The following is an 18,898-nucleotide window of genomic DNA, read 5'->3' as shown; positions in this document are numbered from 1 at the left end:
CTGAGTGTCTAATACTCTAGCCCTTAAGATGATATCGCGTCACACGGTCAACTTCATTCTTAGAGCCAAGGAATACAGCAACGCGCTCATGGAGACTTTGGGGGTAAATATCTAAAATTCTATTTTTCCCGTTAGTCGCAGCGCCACCCGCTTGTTCAATAATAAACGCTATCGGATTTGCCTCATACATAAGACGAAGCTTACCGGGTCTTCTGGGCATTCGCTTATCAGCTGGATACATAAATATACCACCGCGATGTAGGATGCGATGCACGTCCGAGACCATTGATGCAATCCAGCGCATATTGAAATCTGCTTTTCTAGTGCCGTCCGCACCATCTATCATTTCACTAACATAACGCTGAACCGGTGTGTACCAGTGTCGCTGGTTCGAAGAATTAATCGCATACTCGCGTGTTTCAAGCGGGATGCGCAGATCGCGATGCGTCAATATCCATGAACCCAGCTCTCGATCAAGGGTGAAACAGTTGACGCCGTATCCTGTAGTTAGAACGAGCGATGTTTGCGGCCCGTATACGGCATAACCGGCCACTACCTGATGAGAACCTTGTTGTAGGAATGATTGTTCGGTTGGAGTGCGACTATCTGAGCATCGAAGAACCGAAAATATTGTACCGATCGATACGTTTACATCGATATTAGACGAGCCATCAAGCGGATCAAATAGCAATAAATAGTTTCCCCTTGGAAAAGAGTCGGGGATCAGATAAATTCCTTCCATTTCCTCCGATGCCATTGCAGCAAGGTTACCACCCCATTCGTTAGCTGTAAGAAAAATATTATTAGATAGGATATCTAGTTTCTTCTGTATTTCTCCATGGATATTCTCTCTATCTGTACTGCCGTAGGCTTCGCCTAACGCACCTCTGCTAACATGATAACCAATGAGCTTACAGGCGTGTGAGATAGCCTCAATCAATAGACAAAGATCAGCCGTGATGCTGTTGTGTTTGCGCTGTTCTTCGATTAGGTGTTGGGTAAGAGTTATGTAGTGAGACATAAGCTGAGTCGCTTCCATAATAAGTCTGAAAATACTGTTCGAGAGGTACGATTATTGTTTTATCAGCCCGCTTTCTAGTACCGCGCCGTGATTTATTACATGCCATAATTTTACAGGGGCGGTATAGCGCTTTGGTAACAACCTCTTTCTATAAAAATCTAATTGGAGATTGGGTTTCTGTAGACCTGATTTCGCCCATTATCTATGGGGAGTCGGCAACGCGTAGCCGTCTGGTAGACTCAGATATAGCATTACTTTGACCAACTCGGAAGTGTTGCGCTTTGAATTTATACCGACTTATGCCTTAAGTATAGTCTAAATATAAAGACAATCATAACCTACATTAACCCAACATGGATCGCTCTATCACTATTCGCATACAGGGTTAAGTAAAATTCTAGCATTGTATTGCGCGATCAATGCTAGAGATCCGATTTTTAAATGTCTGCGTTTTTGCGGGATAGAGATAACCGACACAACCGTATCAGAATCAAAGATAAGTGATGTATTATGTGTGCTAGCCGTAATTTCTAGAGGTGTACAATTTTATCGACGCTGTACTCCTAATGCGCCTTACTCAGGTTCGAGTATATTATGGACATAGCAGCTATCGTGGGCGTTGACCGGGTCTCCTCTTGGCCTTTGTCCCCAACAATAGTTGGGATCACAGTGATAGCACTTGTATCCAGTATGAGGCGATGGGTCTTATAGAGCTAGCACGGATTTTATCCGGTCACCTGTTACAATATTTTTGATAAGGGTAAAGTTAGTAGCGCATCAGTTTATAGGCTAAAGGCCAGATAAATAATGGGTATAAGGCGCAGATACCCTGCTTAGTTGGCTGCTTAACGTTCTATTTCTGTGCTTAATCTAGAAATTATTGAGAGAGACCGCCGAGTTTTTAGCATGAGTAGCGCCCGACAATGAGCAAGGTTTCATCTCAATAGTCGTGAGCTAGAGCGCCGGTTATTTCTAGCATAGACTTAGTCATTATCATTATAGTGTCTCTAATATATATGCCTACTTTTGGCACGAAAGTGATTAATTTATTGGCTGCGTATCGCTCCTGGTAACAATTTTTACTTGCCCATTAATTTAGTTGCTAAATAGTGGCGCACTGTCAAACCCGATCAGGCGTCGTCTGGTCCCAGTTGTATTTAAGTTGATCGTATTAGTAATAACATATCCGATAACGCGATAGTTAGTTGTGCATCTTTTAATCAAATACACCTTTCAATCAAACGATTTCTAGGATGTAGCTTTGCCTTGCGTTTATATACATATGCTACAACAGTGTAATGGTAGTCAGTTAGCTTAACAAAAGTGATGTTATTCGGCATCCATATTGCGAGTTTTTACTTTATTGAAGCTTAGCTTCGACTATAGTCGAATCAACACCAGCAATTCAATTCACCTAATCTATAAATAAATCACGACAGATTATCGAGATGTAGCCATTAAACTATAATTACATAGTGCTGATTATATGCTACTACGATGCATTTTCATGTAATAGTGTGCGCGTAGGACTCCCTATGGGAGTACCTGTTTCGAATTGTATTGTGTCCCCCAACATGCGCCAGAAATGCTACTAGAGTGCCATAGCGTGAGCTTGAGCGGAGTTCAGTGGAAGCACATTAGATCTAACTAAGTATGCCTGGTTAGATTAAATATTGGTGGAGCCGGCGGGAATCGAACCCGCGTCCGCAAGCACTTTGCAATTAGTTCTACATACTTAGTCCAGTCTTTTAATTTAACCGTATCGATGCGGACGAACACGCCTCGCTATGGCGAGCCACTAAATTTTTGGCCACAGCACCGTGACTCTGCTGTGGATTAGCTGATGTAATGACCTCGCATGGTTTAACCCTAGTCCATCAGCGATCTAGCGCGAGGCTAGCCGGTGTTAAGCGGCTAGTGCGTACGTTTCGTCGTTCGCAGTTACTTAAAGTCCCATTGATTTACGAGATAACGGGTCCTCGGTATGCCCTAAATTACTTCGCTACCCACGTCGAAACCAGGTCGGCCCCTGTAAGGTACGTATTTATTATCTCACAAAACATGGGCACAGTCGATCGGTCAGTTTTCTAGTTAGCCGGTAAATTAGTAGTTTACATAACGTGTCGACATGTAGTCATATAATTGATATAGGTATTATTAGTTAACACGAAGCGTTGACTAGTTGTGCATATGCACGAACGATACCTGGTGGCTGCAGAACATGCTCTAGCACTTCTATTTAGGTGACTACGTCTATGACGTCGGCTCGCGAGCATCAAGCGCCTCTGCAGAATTTTTTATACTCGACGTTTATAACATTATTCTTTAACCTATGCAGATCGGCGATACGGGGTGTTTTCTCACATAAATAAGTTCCCTTAACTTAGACAGTGCCTAGCCGTTCGATCAATTTGGACAAAATGTCCCCGCCTCAGCCAATATCAAGTACTCGTTTATTAAGTACATGAACGCGTAAAGTCAATTTTTCTTAAGCTCATGTAAATCAACGTTAGTCATGCATAATATGCTGTGGGCTAGAAAAGCACACGTCACGCCAATAAAGCGTCAAGCCATAGGGCTTTTCCTCGACTGACGTAAAACGCGATATACGGCAGCTACTTATTATAGCTTGAAAGCTGTACCCATCTCGCTTAGTTATCTCGACTGTAGGCGAGATAATCCATCCCCAGGATAGATTGTAGTTGCAATAACTTGCACTTCTACACGGAGGCTGGATATTAGACACAGGATCAACACCTTACCATCTTTATGGTGGCAGATTATTGTTAAGGGATTACAGCTATTCCTATAATCTGTACAAGTGTAGTTGTTAAGGATACCCTTGCTAATTAGGTACATTTTTACGGCTTGTGCCTGGTGCAGTGCTAGATGATTACCGTACTTATCTAAGATAGATTTACTATACAGCCTTTAGCTACAATCTTTTAAGGGTTTGAACCCCAAGTCTTTATGGCTAAAAGGGTTTGAACCCCAAGTCTTTATGGCTAAATTGTCAATCTTTTCTTATCCAGGAAGATAGCACAGTCTTATTGAGGACAAATGGTATATTTGTCTTATAGATGACTTTCTGACTTCTTATGATCGGAGTCGCTACGACCACCGACAGGTGGTGATTACAGCGGCGCGTGTGTTTAATCCACTAAACAGGCCGTTAACTTCATATACTACGGTGGCAGGAGTCCAAAAAAAGCATCATACTGGCAAAGATCGCCTGGGCCGTCTATCCATATGAATTCTTCAGTGATATTTGCCCGTTTGTCGTAGTAACTTATTGCGAAGCAAGAAACGAGTGTACTGATATCAGCACAGATATAACCGAAGTAGATTCAATGAACGCTAGCTTTTTTAAAGCTTATTCATATTTTTCTCTTTAAATTAAAACCGCCGCAGTCTTACTATGCATCCTTTAATAAAGACAAGTTAGAGATTATGTGGCGTTTAGCACGATGGCATGACTAGATTTACTACAAAACTTTGTTGCTCTATCATGATTACTAATAATAAATTTTACTCTTTGCTAAATCTCGGTCAGACTATTGAAATTAGATATCAATAGTTACCATTGAGAATTTTCTAGCTCATACTTACGGAATTAATATGGGAGTTTGTAACACCGTTGTCAGGCTTGCATGAGTTATGGCAACAGATGCTCCCAGTGCTATATCTAGGGGCGTGCTAAAATGGGGTGATGTAAATCATCCACTATTGCTAGGTATGATGTATGCCGTATACACCATGCCTGAAGATCAGCCCTGGACTACTAGAGTGTATCAAAGACGTTAATAAATGGATCAATTCGCCAAAGAGACTCTACCTATCTCCCTTGAAGAGGAAATGCGCCGATCCTACCTTGACTACGCAATGAGCGTAATAGTGGGTCGTGCGTTGCCCGACGCTCGAGATGGACTTAAACCAGTGCATCGCCGTGTACTCTATGCGATGCATGAGCTCGGCAACACCTGGAATAGAGCATACAAGAAGTCCGCACGCATTGTTGGAGACGTAATTGGTAAATACCATCCACACGGCGATAGTGCAGTCTACGAGACAATCGTGCGCATGGCGCAGGATTTCTCGCTTCGCTATATGTTAGTAGACGGGCAGGGCAACTTTGGTTCAGTTGATGGCGATAATGCAGCGGCGATGCGCTACACTGAGATCCGGCTCTCGAAAATTGGCCATGAATTACTAACTGATATTGATAAGGAAACCGTTGATTTTGAATTAAACTACGATGGTAGTGAGACCCAACCACGGGTACTGCCAGCGAGAATCCCGAATCTGTTGATCAATGGCTCATCGGGTATTGCAGTCGGCATGGCAACAAATATTCCTCCACATAATTTGGATGAAGTTGTCAACGCGTGTCAGCATCTTCTAAACCATCCACAAGCGTCAATCGATGAGTTAATTGAACTCCTTCCCGCACCAGATTTCCCGACGGCAGGAATTATATACGGCGTGCAGGGTGTGCGTGACGGCTATCGCACTGGCCGAGGACGCATTGTGATGCGCGCCAGGGTTCATTTTGAGGATATCGACCATACACAGCGCACGGCAATCATCGTTGATGAATTGCCGTACCAGGTAAATAAACGTTCCCTACTTGAGCGCATCGCTGAGCTGGTCAATGAGAAGAAGATAGAGGGCATATCCGATATCCGTGATGAGTCTGATAAGAGTGGTATGCGCGTAGTAATTGAGCTTAAGCGAGCTGAAGTTCCAGAAGTTGTGCTTAATAATTTGTATAAAAACACGCAGCTGCAGGATACGTTTGGCATGAATATGGTTTCGCTGGTTGACGGGCAACCAAAGCTATTAAACTTACGCGAGTTGCTAGAGTGCTTCTTATCGCACCGGCGTGAGGTCGTTACACGCCGTACATTTTATGAGTTACGGCGCGCGCGAGAACGATGCCATGTTCTAGAGGGCCTTGCAGTCGCGCTCTCAAACATCGATAAGTTTATTGAGATCATCCAGGCAGCCCAGACGCCACCAATCGCAAAGCAGAATTTAATGACACGAGGATGGAACTCGGGACTAGTACGCGATATGCTATCGCATACACACAGCGAAAATCAGGGCGGGCATAAGGCGTTCCGCCCTGATGGGTTAGCACCTGCTTTTGGTATGCAATCTAAAGGACTCTATAAGCTCTCGGACACGCAAGCGCAGGAAACTTTACAGATGCGCCTACAAAAGTTAACCGGTCTAGAAAAAAATCGGATTACTACCGAATATCGAGCGGTGACGGCACAGATTACAGATTTCTTAAATATTCTAGCTAAGCCCGAACGAATCCGAACGATTATTACTGACGAGCTAGTTTCGATTAAAGCAGAATTTGGAAACTCAAGGCGCTCTCAGATTGAGTTAAACGCTATCGAGCTTGGCACTGAGGACCTGATCACGCCGCAGGATATGGTTGTTACGATGTCACACGCCGGCTACATTAAATCACAGCCGCTGTCCGAGTACTATGCGCAAAAGCGAGGTGGCCGCGGTAAGCAGGCTATCCTAATAAAGGACGATGATTGGGTCGAAACGTTATTTATCGCAAATACGCACGACCATATCTTATGCTTCTCAAATCGCGGACGTGTGTATTGGATAAAGGTCTATGAGGTACCGCAAGGCTCTCGAAACTCAAGGGGACGGCCCATTATAAATATGTTCCCGCTGCGAGAAAGAGAGAAAATCAACGTGGTGCTACCAGTTAAAGAATTTTCAGACGATAAGTTCGTATTTCTTGCTACCTCCCTTGGAACGGTAAAGAAGACACCGCTTGAAGCATTTTCCAGACCGCTCAAGAAAGGTATCATCGCAGTAGGGCTTGATGATAAAGATTTTCTAGTGGGTGCGAAGATTACTAATGGGCATCATGACGTGATGCTGTTTTCGGACGCTGGTAAGGCAGTGCGGTTCGAAGAGAACGATGTTCGCCCGATGGGGCGAGAAGCACGCGGCGTGCGTGGCATGCAGCTAGAGAATGGTCAGCAGGTTATCGCATTACTAGTGGCCGGAAGTGAGTCGCAATCGGTTCTAACCGCGACCGAGAACGGCTATGGCAAGCGTACACCGATTGCTGAATACACTCGGCATGGACGTGGTACAAAGGGTATGATTGCGATTCAGACTTCAGAGCGCAATGGCAGAGTAGTCGCCGCGACGTTAGTCGAACCAGATAGCGAGATTATGCTAATTACAACTGCTGGTGTTCTCATTCGTACTCGCGTTACCGAAATTCGCGAGATGAGCCGAGCAACGCAAGGTGTTACACTAATTGCTCTAGACAAAGGTACTAAGCTATCAGGCTTGCAGCAAATTGCTGAGACTGATATAGAAGATAGCATCGGGTCCATCCCTGAGGTAGAGTCAGGCTCAGATACTTAATGGAACTACTAATGACTGCTGGATAATAGATGCGTGTTGCCCAAGTTTAACTACTAAGTCGGCGTTAAGTTGACGGAACAATTTTTTAATGGGAATCGTAATGAAAAGACAATTTAAGCAATGGATACTAGTAGCTACTATCGTGCCGACGCTAGCGATAGCACAGGCATTGCCTTCCCAAAACAGTGCAACTTCTACATCCGCTATAGCACCAGTTGATCTAGTCAAACAGGCTGCTATTCAAGATCTGCTCGACGCGATCGATGCTCCTAAAATAATTAGTGCCATTGCTAATGGAGCACAAATGCAGGCTAAGCAACTAGTGCCAGCGATTCTATCCAATGCATTAACTGAAAGCAAGTTGCTGAACGATAAACAAAAGCAAGCTGCTGTGCCCACTCTGCAAAAGAGCGCTATACCAAAACTCTTAGAATCTGCTGGCACTGTATTCAAAAGTGAACAATTCCGACAAGCAGCGATGCAAGCGCAGTATGATGCATATGCAAAGTACTATTCAGTGTCAGAAATAAAAGATCTACTAAAGTTTTATAAGAGTCCAGCTGGCCATAAGTTTATTGAGGTACAGGATCAGATTAGTCGTGATATAGTTGGCAATCTGATGCAGAAGTGCATGCCTACATCGATCAAAGAGACGCGTAATCAGGCTGATAAAGAAGTAGCTTCGCTTAAGATGAAGTAATATGCGCTGTGTATGCACAGCATATCATTTTTAGTGGTACTGCGATAGCGATGCGATCATGGCCTGTTCGATGCCTAAATATACCTATCATATTTTTTGAATGAGAAAGTTTAATTTTTGGACACTCCCTCCGCACGCGAAATACTACCTGACAACATACTTAACAACCTAATAATTAGATTTAATAACATGAGTAAGATTAAAAATAAATTGCATAATAGTCATCATTAATTTCGAAAAGTGTCATTTTATCTGCTAGATACTGCATACTACTCCTGTAAATAATTAAACTTAGTGCAACCGCGCTTAAGCTATACGCAGTGTCTTTCAATGTCCAGAATAAAGGTGTTATTGTTTACTTAATCTTGCAAGCAATTTATTACGTTCTCGCAAGGGAGCTTTTTCTCTTTTAATAAACTGGCTCGGTAGTGTTGAGCTAACTGGTAACGCATTGGTTAGCGCTAGTATAGCTCCTTAGTATTGCTCTACAAGCGTAAAAGTGTGTCAGTTTTATAACAGCTCGGTTCGCACAATGATCATCGTTGACGATAAACTTTGAGCTAGTTAGCACGTCGTCTATTAAGAATATTCTTGTATTTATGGACTTATCGCACAAATACCTATTGCTATTCCCTGTGAATTAGGCTACTCAAATAAGCATTACTGGCATAAAGTTTCCATAGTTTTTAGACTAGCCTTCGCTTCGATCTCTAGTTGTGAATCTTAATGGATGTGTCTCTCGTGTGCCTTAGGTCGTCTATGTAACATTGGTATTTAAGTCTAATATAATATTGAAATAAAAAACGTCTATTATAAAATTCCCTGATATTTTAAATTCCCTAAAAGGGTTTCAAACAGTATATTGATACTAGTGTCATTAGCTAGTATCGGTCAGGTATTACTCAAGAATTTATGTGTAGGACAGGAAATAATGTTATGTCTACTAATTAGTAACCCAATATAATTGGGGAATTGAGTTAGCCACGATCCCAAAGATGTTAGTAGCTAACTATACGCAATAACTATAAAAATAGTTTGATAGAATTCCCTTTCACTTTAGCTATTTTGTTACATACGTAGTCGTTTGTGTTTCATAAAATGTTTTATGAGCGCTAATTACATGATAGAGAGGCTTATACAACTACTACATTGCAGATTGAGGTATAGCAGAGATGCACATAAAATCTCCCGCGGATAACTATAATATGCGCTAGATTACATCGATGCCTACCTGACTATGTGCTTGATGAGATTAAGATGATTGAAGATGTATTCAATTCGGATAATATTCCATTATACGGAACAGCTATTCGAACAGCTGGGTATTATTCTGCAATACACTGCAGCATAATTGCGTTACAATGTGACAGGACGCTAAAAATCTTTTTTTAATAAAAGCGAGCGGTATTATTTTTCATTTCTAAAACTGCTAGGCGCCCATTAACTTCTGCGTAATCAGTTATGAGCATCAAGAACAATTTCATTGTTTCCGAAATAGAAAAGCTCTCACTGAAAATACCTTATCCAGAATCTCCGCGGGAGCTCTTAAGAATTCAAATGAATTATGGGAGTGAGACATTTTCATATTATTTCGATAAATTTTTCAAAATTTTGTATTTTTAGTACGAAGCTATGTAGCCAGCTGCGAGCCGTTTGAAGTATTCACCCTCTGAATAGAGTAATGGAGTTTAATCATTTATTTCACAGATGCGTTCCAGTTATTACAATTGACGGACCCACAGCATCAGGTAAAGGCACAGTTGCACAACTCGTGGCAGCGCATCTTGGCTTTCATTTCCTAGATAGTGGCGCTTTGTACCGTCTAGCGGGTCTAGCAGCACAACGTTACCACGTGGATAAAGACGACGTTACTGCGCTTGTATGGTTGATTGATAGCATCCATATCTCCTTTAGAAAAAGCTGCGTGCAATTAGATGGGGTAGATGTCTCGACTGAAATGCGGCATGAAGCTATTAGCAAACTAGCTTCGTCGATTGCAGTTCATGCGCCAGTGCGCGTCGCGCTTCTAGCCCGACAGCATGCGTTCCGAAAGCCGCCTGGCTTAGTTGCGGATGGGCGCGATATGGGTACAGTAATTTTTACTGATGCAGTATTAAAAGTATTTTTGACAGCAAGTGTTCAGAACCGTGCGCAGAGACGTTATAAGCAATTGATACATAAAGGGTTTCCTGCTAAAATAGAGAAAATTTTGTACGACTTACTTGAGCGTGACGTCAGAGATGCGAATCGCGCTAGCGCCCCGTTAAAACCAGCACTAGACGCCCGCCTGCTTGATACATCGACGATGTCGATTAGCGAAGCAGTTAATCATGTAGTGGTCTGGTATCAGCAGATCAAGCCGTATGCCAGTATCGAGAAGAAGTGAATATAGACAAAAAGCTCCGCTCTCGAGCGAGATGTTGTATGTAGCGCAGGAAATAATGCCTTAACAGCTTTGCGGCGCCTGATATGACCATAGTAAAATAGTATTGTATGTAAGTGTTCCTCGATAACGTGGGACGTGTTTTCAACCTTAACTTCGCATGTAGCCGCCGGCGCTTATAAAGCCGAGTCTGACTATATGCGCTATTCGATTTTATGTCTGACCTGCAAACTTCTAATCCGAATATCGAATCTTTTGCGGCTCTCTTCGAGGAGTCGCTAACCCGCCAAGACATGCGTACAGGCGAAGTCATTTCCGCCGAAGTTGTGCGTGTTGACCATAATTTTGTGGTTGTTAACGCTGGTTTAAAGTCTGAAGCTTACATTCCGATTGAAGAGTTTCTAAACGATCAGGGTGAGGTTGAGGTACGAGAAGGTGATTTTGTGTCGGTCGCGATCGATGCTCTTGAGAACGGTTATGGCGATACGGTCCTATCACGCGATAAGGCTAAGCGTCTTGCTTCGTGGCTTGCACTTGAAAAAGCACTAGATAATAATGAACTTGTAATTGGTACAATCACAAGTAAAGTCAAAGGTGGCATGACTGTGATGGTTAACAGCATTCGCGCCTTTTTACCCGGATCTTTAGTTGATACTCGCCCGGTCAAGGATACAACGCCGTACGAAGGTAAGACGCTCGAGTTTCGCGTAATCAAGTTAGATCGTAAACGCAATAATGTTGTGCTGTCGCGCCGCGCAGTGATTGAAGCTACGCAGGGCGAAGAGCGTGCAAAGCTCCTCGAGACGCTAATGGAGGGCGCTGTCCTCAATGGTGTCGTAAAAAATATCACTGACTATGGTGCATTCGTCGATCTTGGCGGTATTGATGGCTTGTTACATATTACCGACATTGCGTGGCGGCGAGTGCGTCACCCGAGCGAAGTACTGTCTGTAGGCCAAGAAGTGACTGCAAAAATCTTAAAGTTTGACCAGGAGAAGAATCGAGTGTCGCTTGGTATAAAGCAGCTTGGTGATGATCCGTGGGAAGGCATTTCCCGGCGCTATCCGTCAGGCACACGGCTATTTGGTAAGGTTACGAATATTACTGACTATGGTGCATTTGTTGAGGTTGAATCTGGCATCGAGGGTCTCGTGCACGTGTCAGAGATGGATTGGACTAACAAAAACGTCGCGCCGAATAAAGTAGTACAGCTTGGTGACGAAGTTGAAGTTATGGTACTTGAAATTGACGAAGCTCGCAGACGTATCAGCCTTGGTATGAAGCAGTGTAAGCCGAACCCCTGGGATGACTTCAGTCGCAATTTTAAGAAAGGTGATAAGATTACCGGCGCAATTAGATCTATTACCGATTTCGGCGTGTTTGTTGGCTTACCAGGCGGGATTGATGGTCTTGTGCATTTATCAGACTTATCATGGAATGAATCTGGTGAAGAGGCGGTCCGAAAATATAAAAAGGGGGACGAAGTTGAGTCCACAGTACTTGGTATCGACGTCGAGAAAGAACGTATTTCGCTAGGTATCAAGCAGTTGGAGGGCGATCCATTTAGTAATTTTATAGCCTTAAATGATAAAGGCTCTGTTGTTAACGGTACTGTCAAAGCTGTTGATGCAAAAGGGGTTGTAATTCAGTTAAGCACTGAAGTAGAGGGCTATCTGCGGGCATCAGAAATTATGCAAGACCGCGTGGAGGATGCGCGCAATATTCTAAGAGAGGGCGAAAAAGTCAATGCAATAATTATTAATGTTGACCGCAAGTCACGCAGTATTCAACTATCGATTAAGGTCAAAGATTCTGCAGAACAACAGCAGGTGATACGTGGCTCGCAAGCTGACAACAGCGTGGCGACTAGCGGCACGACCAACTTTGGCGCGTTGCTCAAAGCAAAGCTGGACGGGCAACAAAATCAGTAAAGCAGTATGACCAAATCCGAGTTGGTCGCTCAACTAGCGCTGCGATTTCCAAAGCTTGTCTTAAAAGATACAGATCTGGCAGTTAAGACAATGCTGGATACGATGTCTGACGCGCTTGCTACTAATCATCGTATCGAGATACGCGGCTTTGGTAGTTTTGTGCTAAATTGTCGTCCAGCCCGGATCGGACGCAATCCAAAGTCTGGTCAAAGTGTCCGGGTCTTAGAAAAATGGGTGCCTCATTTTAAGCCGGGTAAAGAATTACGCGAGCGGGTTAATAGCAAAGTGAACCAACTGACAAAGTCTAATATAGGCGATTTATCGGGTAATGTATAAAAGCAATAATCTAGACAAAGCCTACTATTTAGTGCTGTAGAAATATTATTCTTCACTTTTTCTGAAATTAATATACTAATAACCTACGTAACTGTGTATAACAAAATATATGCCGCTTCAAGCGCATCAATGCGTAAGTGCGTTCTTCTCTCGCCTGCAGCTTATCCAGATAAAATATGAGTTTAAGTCATTGATATCAATTTATAGCGATTTACTATCTAGTTACCGCTGCTATTAAGCTTATTGATGAAGCGCATTATATGGCTCATTATGTCATTATATAACACTAAACTTCCTAGCTAGCTGCATATGGCATACGTTGCTGATCGTGATTAGGCTCGTATACTTAATGTTTGGCATTTTTGCTTAGGCAAATATCAATACTACTAACGGTGTTGAGCTATGAAATCGATAGTTTAAGCTTAGATTAAAAAACGAATAGTTAGTGCCGATAATTAATAGATAAGTCTTAGATGCCAACAATCGATCTAATCGACTTCTAGCATATGTATGCTTAATAAAGCACATTCATGGATTTTGATTTCTGCTGGTTGTTTATTATCTCGGTAGTCTTCGGGCTAGGCTGGAGTGCTGCCCGCTATGACTTGAAACACTTTTTGTCTAAGAGCGCACGCCGGTCGCGCTCTTATCTACAGGGATTGAATTTCTTGCTTAATGAGGAAACGGATCAGGCAATCAATATACTTATCGAAGTAGCGAGACTAGATCCAGAGACAACTGAACTTTACTTTGCTCTAGGAAACTTATTTCGCCGACGGGGCGAGATGGAGCGGGCAATCCGAGTTCACCAAAACTTGCTTGCGCGTGAAAACTTGCGGGCGAATGAACAAAATCACGCGCTGTATGAACTTGGCCAGGACTTCTTAAAAGCTGGGCTGCTTGACCGGGCTGAAGAGATTTTTCGGCAGTTGCATGGTAGCGACTACGCACTCAGAGCATTACAGGCATTACTAACTATTTTCAAGATTGAAAAAGAATGGCATAAAGCAATCATAGCAGCAAAAAAGATCGAAGAAATAGGAGCATTATCCCTTGGAAAAGAAATTTCTCAATTTCACTGCGAGCTTGCGCAAGAAGCATTACGGCATAAGCGAATAGATGATGCACGTGAAGCATTACAGCAGGCGCTGCAGTCTAACCCAAAGAATGTGCGCGCAACGCTTTTAAGCGGCGATATCGAGTTGGCTTGTAACGAGCCGATGCAGGCTATTAGTCATTGGCGGCAGGTTGAGCAAAAGAATCCTGCCTGCTTGCCACTAGTCGCTCATAAACTAATGCAAGCATATATAACGACAGGTCAGTCACAGCAAGGTGCTTCGTTATTAGCCTACTATGTTAAAACGTACTACTCAAACGATCTACTTGACGTTGCTTATAAGCATATTGCTGAGTTACATGGCGTAGATGCTGCACATGCGCTAGCACGTATGCAAATGCTAAAGTTACCAAACTTAATAAGCATGAAGAGACTACTTGAGACGCATATTATAGTTGCTGAAGAGCCTCGTAGGGGCGAATTAGTGCTAATGCGTACATTAATCTGCCAACATGCGAAAAACCTACCAAGATATATATGCCGGAATTGTGGTTTCCGGGCAAGATTATTCTATTGGCAGTGCCCCGGCTGCAGCGGATGGGAAACTTATGTACCACAGCAGCCTGAGCCGGTCACAGTAATACGCTGACAGCGCGTAATCTACCGCTTCTAATCCGCTCTCGGCCCCGACAAAAAGGACCGTAAACTTTATCCAACTTAACATGAAAACCACTATCATCGGCACTGGCTATGTTGGTCTTGTCACTGGCGCGTGCCTAGCGGAGTTGGGTAATGATGTGTTCTGCCTAGATATAGATCCACATAAGATTGAGATCTTAAACACTGGGGGGGTGACGATATACGAGCCAGGTCTGAAAGACCTGATTGATCGAAACCGTGCAGCGGGGCGATTACAGTTCTCAACACAGATAGAGACAAGCGTAACTCATGGAGATATACAGTTTATCGCAGTGGACACACCAGCAGACGAAGCTGGCTCAGCAGATCTACATTATGTATTAACATCAGCACGTAATATTGGGCGATATATGCAGGACTTTAAAGTGATTGTAAATAAGTCCACAGTACCAGTAGGCACAGCTGAGCGGGTAGCTGCAGTAGTAGCTAAAGAGTTATCTCAACGAGAGGTCGAGCATAGTTTTTCAGTAGTTTCGAATCCGGAGTTTTTAAAGGAAGGTGCAGCCGTGGATGATTTTATGCATCCTGACCGGATCGTGATTGGTAGTGAAGATGATGAAGCTGGTGAGTACGCTCGTGAACAGATGAGACGGCTATATAAACCGCTTAATCAGAATTATGAGCGCACAATGTACATGAATATTCGCTCCGCAGAATTTACTAAATATGCAGCCAATGCGATGCTGGCTACGCGGATATCATTTATGAATGAGTTAGCAAACTTAGCGGAGCAGGTTGGGGTAGATATAGAAGCAGTACGCCGCGGGGTTGGATCAGATCCCCGTATTGGTTATGGCTTTCTATACGCAGGAGCAGGCTATGGTGGTTCATGCTTTCCAAAAGATATACAAGCATTAATGTGTACAGCAGAAGAGTATAAACGCCCACTGAAAATTTTAGAAGCAGTAGAAGCAGTGAATGAAGCACAAAAAAGCGTGCTCGTAAACAAGATTACAGCACGTCTGGGACCCAATTTAAATGGGCGCACGGTCGCAGTATGGGGGCTAGCGTTCAAACCAAATACAGATGATATGCGCGAGGCACCAAGCCGTAGATTGATTATAGCACTGCTTAGACGAGGGGCAATGGTGCGTGCTTATGACCCGGTAGCGATGCAAGAGGCGCAACGCGTATTTGCATTAGATCTACGAAATGAATTACAAGTACAGGCACGGTTATCGTTTGTTTCTACGCAAGCTGAGGCAGTATCTGGTGCGGATGCGCTCGCAATTATGACTGAATGGAAAGCTTTTAAAAGTCCGGACTTTAGTGCACTCAAACGTGCATTAAAGGTACCGCTAGTGTTCGACGGACGTAATCTCTACGAACCTAATGAGATGGCCGAGTTTGGTATTGAATACTATGCGATTGGACGCGCTTCTGTGCTCACTAATGTTTCGTCTAGCGATTCGCGTCGTGTCTAAAAAGTCGATTGTGCGCTTAGTGCCGCATATAGAGAGTAAAGCTGCCGATGTTGGTAGAGCATTCGAGTTGAAGCAGACGCCCACTATGCGACCACCACAAGTCTCTGCCTCTCGTGTGCTAGTTATAGGCGATGTGATGCTAGATCGCTATTGGTTTGGCGATGTAACGCGAATCTCGCCAGAGGCACCGGTGCCCGTTGTCCATGTGCAGAGCACTGATGATCGTCTAGGCGGCGCGGCTAACGTTGCGTGCAATGTATCTACACTCGGCGCTCAGGCGGGATTGCTATGCGTAGTAGGATATGATGAACCGGGTGACCGCATCGTTGAGCTTCTGAAAGAGAGCGACGTACACGCATATCTGGAACGCGATCCATCGTTGCTGACGACAATTAAACTTCGCATACTATCTCGCCGGCAACAATTGCTACGTATCGATTTCGAGAAGACGCCAGCGCAAGAAATATTGCTAGCTGGGTTGTTACAGTTCGAGACACTGCTTCCAGACTATGATGTCATATTACTATCCGACTACGCGAAAGGTAGCCTCACATACGTGAGGCGGATGATCGAAACTGCACGCGCAGCTGGAAAACCTGTGCTAGTCGACCCTAAGGGAAATAACTGGGATCGCTACCGTGGCGCGACATTGATTACGCCAAATCAGGGGGAATTAATTAAAGCTGTTGGCTACTGGAAATCTGAGGCAGACCTGCATACGCGTGTAGAGGCATTGCGCTCCTCATTACAGTTCTCTGCATTATTACTAACTCGCTCAGAGGAGGGTATGACACTGTTCAGTGACGCTGGTGTGTTGTATGAATCAGCCCTTGCGCGCGAAGTGTATGATGTATCCGGCGCAGGCGATACGGTCATTGCGACGTTAGCGACTATGACCGGGGCTGGTATTCCGCTTACTGAGGCAGTTCATTATGCGAACCGAGCCGCTGGTATTGTGGTTGGAAAACTTGGCATCGCTACCGTAAGCTACAAAGAGCTTTTCCAATAACCGATAAAATATGTTTGATTGCGATACATACCTAAACACGTTTTGTGGGTGAGAGTTTATGACTATTATCGTTACCGGCGCTGCAGGTTTTATCGGAAGTAATATCGTTAAAGCATTAAACGAGCGCGGAGAACGTCGAATCATCGCTGTCGATAACCTGACACACGCAGAAAAATTCCATAACCTTATCGATTGCGAGATTGATGACTATATCGATAAGCATGAATTTATCGAGCGCTTACGCCGCCGTGACTTTGGAAAAGTGCGTGCGATATTCCATGAAGGCGCCTGTTCTGACACATTGGAAACAAACGGACGCTATATAATGTACAATAATTTCACATACGCCCGCACAGTATTAGAAGCCAGCATTATGCTGGGTGTACGCTTTTTATACGCATCATCCGCTGCGATTTATGGTGGCTTAACAGGTTTTATCGAAGAGCGGAGTTCAGAAAGCCCATTAAATATTTACGGCTATTCGAAATTTCTATTTGATCAAATCGTAAGACATATCCTGCCCGATGCAACAAGCCAGATTGTTGGCTTGCGATATTTTAATGTCTATGGTCCTCGCGAGAGACATAAGAAACGTATGACATCGGTGGCATTTAATAGTTTCAATGAGTTTCGCACACAACATTCTGTTAAACTATTCGGAGAATATAACGGCTATGCTGCCGGCGAGCAAACACGGGATTTTATATCTGTTGAAGATGTTGTTAAAGTAAATCTATTTTTCTTCGATCATCCTGAGAAGTCAGGCATTTTTAATCTTGGTACAGGTCGCGCGCAAACGTTTAATAATATTGCAGTAACTGTCGTAAATACGCTGCGAGAACTTGATAAAAAGCCAGCGTTGCTACTTTCTGAGCTAATCAAAAACGGCACAATAAAGTACATTACATTTCCAACTGCACTGCACGGTAAGTATCAGTGTTTTACACAGGCTAATCTTACTAAGCTACGTAGAGCCGGCTACAAAGCTCCTTTTTTGAGTGTGCAAAAAGGCGTAGCACGATACGTGCGTTGGCTGAATAGATAACTACAGCCGGCATACTAGTTTTTATAAACTGATCTCCTCTAATTAGAATTAGTCACTTAAATATAAGTTAAAAAGAGATAGTAGGTGCGTATTATAGGTTCGAACACTACCATGTATAGTGACATGCTAGTTTAACGTAGTTCAACTACTGCATTACCCTGCATAGGGATAGTAGACTTTGTGAGTGATACTATATTATAGGCAACTAGGGAATCAGTGGGTCCGCTGTATAGATAATCTGCGCAGGTAAGTACAATCTGATATGACATAGAGTGATAAACTGAGGCGTAGCTTCAATACGGTACTCTCATTACAGGCAATACATGCAAACGATCTAGAAACAACTTACATTATAGCAATATACGAGTAAGCTTCTGATTAAAAACGATATTTCGACTTCTCTTATAGAGAAGATTATTAATAATCTGTAATTCAACTTTTAATTAAACCCTTATAAAATAATCCGCTTAGAGTTAGAAAAGAACTCTGCTGTTACAGCGAAATCCGAATATTCTAGAAGTTATTATTACTAATAGTAGTAGTGATTAGATCAATGCTAGAATATTAGGCGGGTCGTCTGTAGAGACGTATGGAAGTGCTGCGGTGTATGCGCTCGACTAATTTCTAGATTTAGATCGCCTGACAATACTCTAAAACTTACTAAGTCCAAGAAATTAACACACTATATTTCTGTAATCTACAGGATTACAGGTGTTTCGAAAAATATAAAGTAGCAAATACATGTATCATACACTCGATATTTTTAAGTTAACAGATACATATCAACCCAACATTTTAGGGAAAATGTGTAAACTGCTTCGAGACTATATGCTAATCAGGCCCGTAGAGAATAACATAAAATCAATATCGAAAGCATTG

General features: G+C 43.3%; 10 protein-coding genes and 1 other RNA gene. 9 read left to right on the top strand and 2 right to left on the bottom strand.

All coding sequences use genetic code 11. The features are described from left to right. Positions 1-16: 16 nt before the first annotated feature. Positions 17-1,039: a class 1 fructose-bisphosphatase gene (locus K0T93_RS02925; protein ID WP_225721210.1), complete on the bottom strand. Its 1,023-nt coding sequence runs from the start codon at positions 1,037-1,039 to the stop codon at positions 17-19. 1,656 nt (positions 1,040-2,695) lie between these two features. Further along, positions 2,696-3,051, bottom strand: a transfer-messenger RNA (tmRNA) gene (gene ssrA / locus K0T93_RS02920). 1,777 nt (positions 3,052-4,828) lie between these two features. Here ssrA and gyrA point away from each other — a divergent pair. The 9 genes from gyrA to rfaD all read left to right on the top strand — a co-directional run bounded on the left by gyrA (position 4,829) and on the right by rfaD (position 18,019). After that, positions 4,829-7,435, top strand: coding sequence for a DNA gyrase subunit A (gene gyrA / locus K0T93_RS02915; RefSeq protein WP_225721209.1), 2,607 nt, complete (start codon positions 4,829-4,831; stop codon positions 7,433-7,435). 100 nt (positions 7,436-7,535) lie between these two features. Beyond that, the gene (locus tag K0T93_RS02910; protein ID WP_225721208.1) at positions 7,536-8,135 is read left to right on the top strand and encodes a DUF2059 domain-containing protein; all 600 of its coding nucleotides are present in this window, start codon (positions 7,536-7,538) and stop codon (positions 8,133-8,135) included. A 1,681-nt stretch (positions 8,136-9,816) separates the two neighbouring features. Continuing rightward, positions 9,817-10,521: a (d)CMP kinase gene (gene cmk / locus K0T93_RS02905; protein ID WP_225721207.1), complete on the top strand. Its 705-nt coding sequence runs from the start codon at positions 9,817-9,819 to the stop codon at positions 10,519-10,521. Positions 10,522-10,733: 212 nt separating this feature from the next. Continuing rightward, positions 10,734-12,449: a 30S ribosomal protein S1 gene (gene rpsA / locus K0T93_RS02900; RefSeq protein ID WP_225721206.1), complete on the top strand. Its 1,716-nt coding sequence runs from the start codon at positions 10,734-10,736 to the stop codon at positions 12,447-12,449. A 6-nt stretch (positions 12,450-12,455) separates the two neighbouring features. Beyond that, on the top strand, positions 12,456-12,785 hold the full coding sequence (locus K0T93_RS02895; protein WP_225721205.1) for an integration host factor subunit beta: 330 nt from the start codon (positions 12,456-12,458) through the stop codon (positions 12,783-12,785). Between the two features lie 530 nt (positions 12,786-13,315). Then, positions 13,316-14,491 carry a lipopolysaccharide assembly protein LapB gene (lapB, locus tag K0T93_RS02890; protein WP_225721204.1) on the top strand — a complete coding sequence of 392 codons (1,176 nt, stop codon included), beginning with the start codon at positions 13,316-13,318 and terminating at the stop codon, positions 14,489-14,491. Positions 14,492-14,564: 73 nt separating this feature from the next. After that, entirely contained in the window at positions 14,565-15,965 is a 1,401-nt protein-coding gene (locus K0T93_RS02885; protein ID WP_225721203.1) for a UDP-glucose dehydrogenase family protein, read from the top strand. Between the two features lie 85 nt (positions 15,966-16,050). Continuing rightward, positions 16,051-16,974: a D-glycero-beta-D-manno-heptose-7-phosphate kinase gene (gene rfaE1, locus K0T93_RS02880; RefSeq protein WP_225721791.1), complete on the top strand. Its 924-nt coding sequence runs from the start codon at positions 16,051-16,053 to the stop codon at positions 16,972-16,974. A gap of 58 nt (positions 16,975-17,032) precedes the next feature. Continuing rightward, positions 17,033-18,019 (top strand): ADP-glyceromanno-heptose 6-epimerase, encoded by a 987-nt coding sequence (gene rfaD / locus K0T93_RS02875; protein WP_225721202.1) that lies wholly within the window; start codon positions 17,033-17,035, stop codon positions 18,017-18,019. Positions 18,020-18,898: the final 879 nt, after the last annotated feature.

It is taken from the genome of Candidatus Vallotiella sp. (ex Adelges kitamiensis) (genome assembly GCF_020342435.1).
GTDB lineage: Bacteria > Pseudomonadota > Gammaproteobacteria > Burkholderiales > Burkholderiaceae > Mycetohabitans.
The sequence above is the reverse complement of the archived record's forward strand: the minus strand, read 5'-3'. Positions and strand labels throughout refer to the sequence as shown.

What these genes read in the sequence shown, in the direction of transcription:
- rpsA (WP_225721206.1), top strand. Translation starts at nt 10,734, where the DNA reads ATGTCTGACCTGCAAACTTCTAATCCGAATATCGAATCTTTTGCGGCT.
- lapB (WP_225721204.1), top strand. Translation starts at nt 13,316, where the DNA reads ATGGATTTTGATTTCTGCTGGTTGTTTATTATCTCGGTAGTCTTCGGG.
- rfaE1 (WP_225721791.1), top strand. Translation starts at nt 16,051, where the DNA reads ATGCGACCACCACAAGTCTCTGCCTCTCGTGTGCTAGTTATAGGCGAT.
- rfaD (WP_225721202.1), top strand. Translation starts at nt 17,033, where the DNA reads ATGACTATTATCGTTACCGGCGCTGCAGGTTTTATCGGAAGTAATATC.
- K0T93_RS02895 (WP_225721205.1), top strand. Translation starts at nt 12,456, where the DNA reads ATGACCAAATCCGAGTTGGTCGCTCAACTAGCGCTGCGATTTCCAAAG.
- K0T93_RS02925 (WP_225721210.1), bottom strand. Translation starts at nt 1,039, where the DNA reads ATGGAAGCGACTCAGCTTATGTCTCACTACATAACTCTTACCCAACAC.
- cmk (WP_225721207.1), top strand. Translation starts at nt 9,817, where the DNA reads ATGGAGTTTAATCATTTATTTCACAGATGCGTTCCAGTTATTACAATT.
- gyrA (WP_225721209.1), top strand. Translation starts at nt 4,829, where the DNA reads ATGGATCAATTCGCCAAAGAGACTCTACCTATCTCCCTTGAAGAGGAA.
- K0T93_RS02910 (WP_225721208.1), top strand. Translation starts at nt 7,536, where the DNA reads ATGAAAAGACAATTTAAGCAATGGATACTAGTAGCTACTATCGTGCCG.
- K0T93_RS02885 (WP_225721203.1), top strand. Translation starts at nt 14,565, where the DNA reads ATGAAAACCACTATCATCGGCACTGGCTATGTTGGTCTTGTCACTGGC.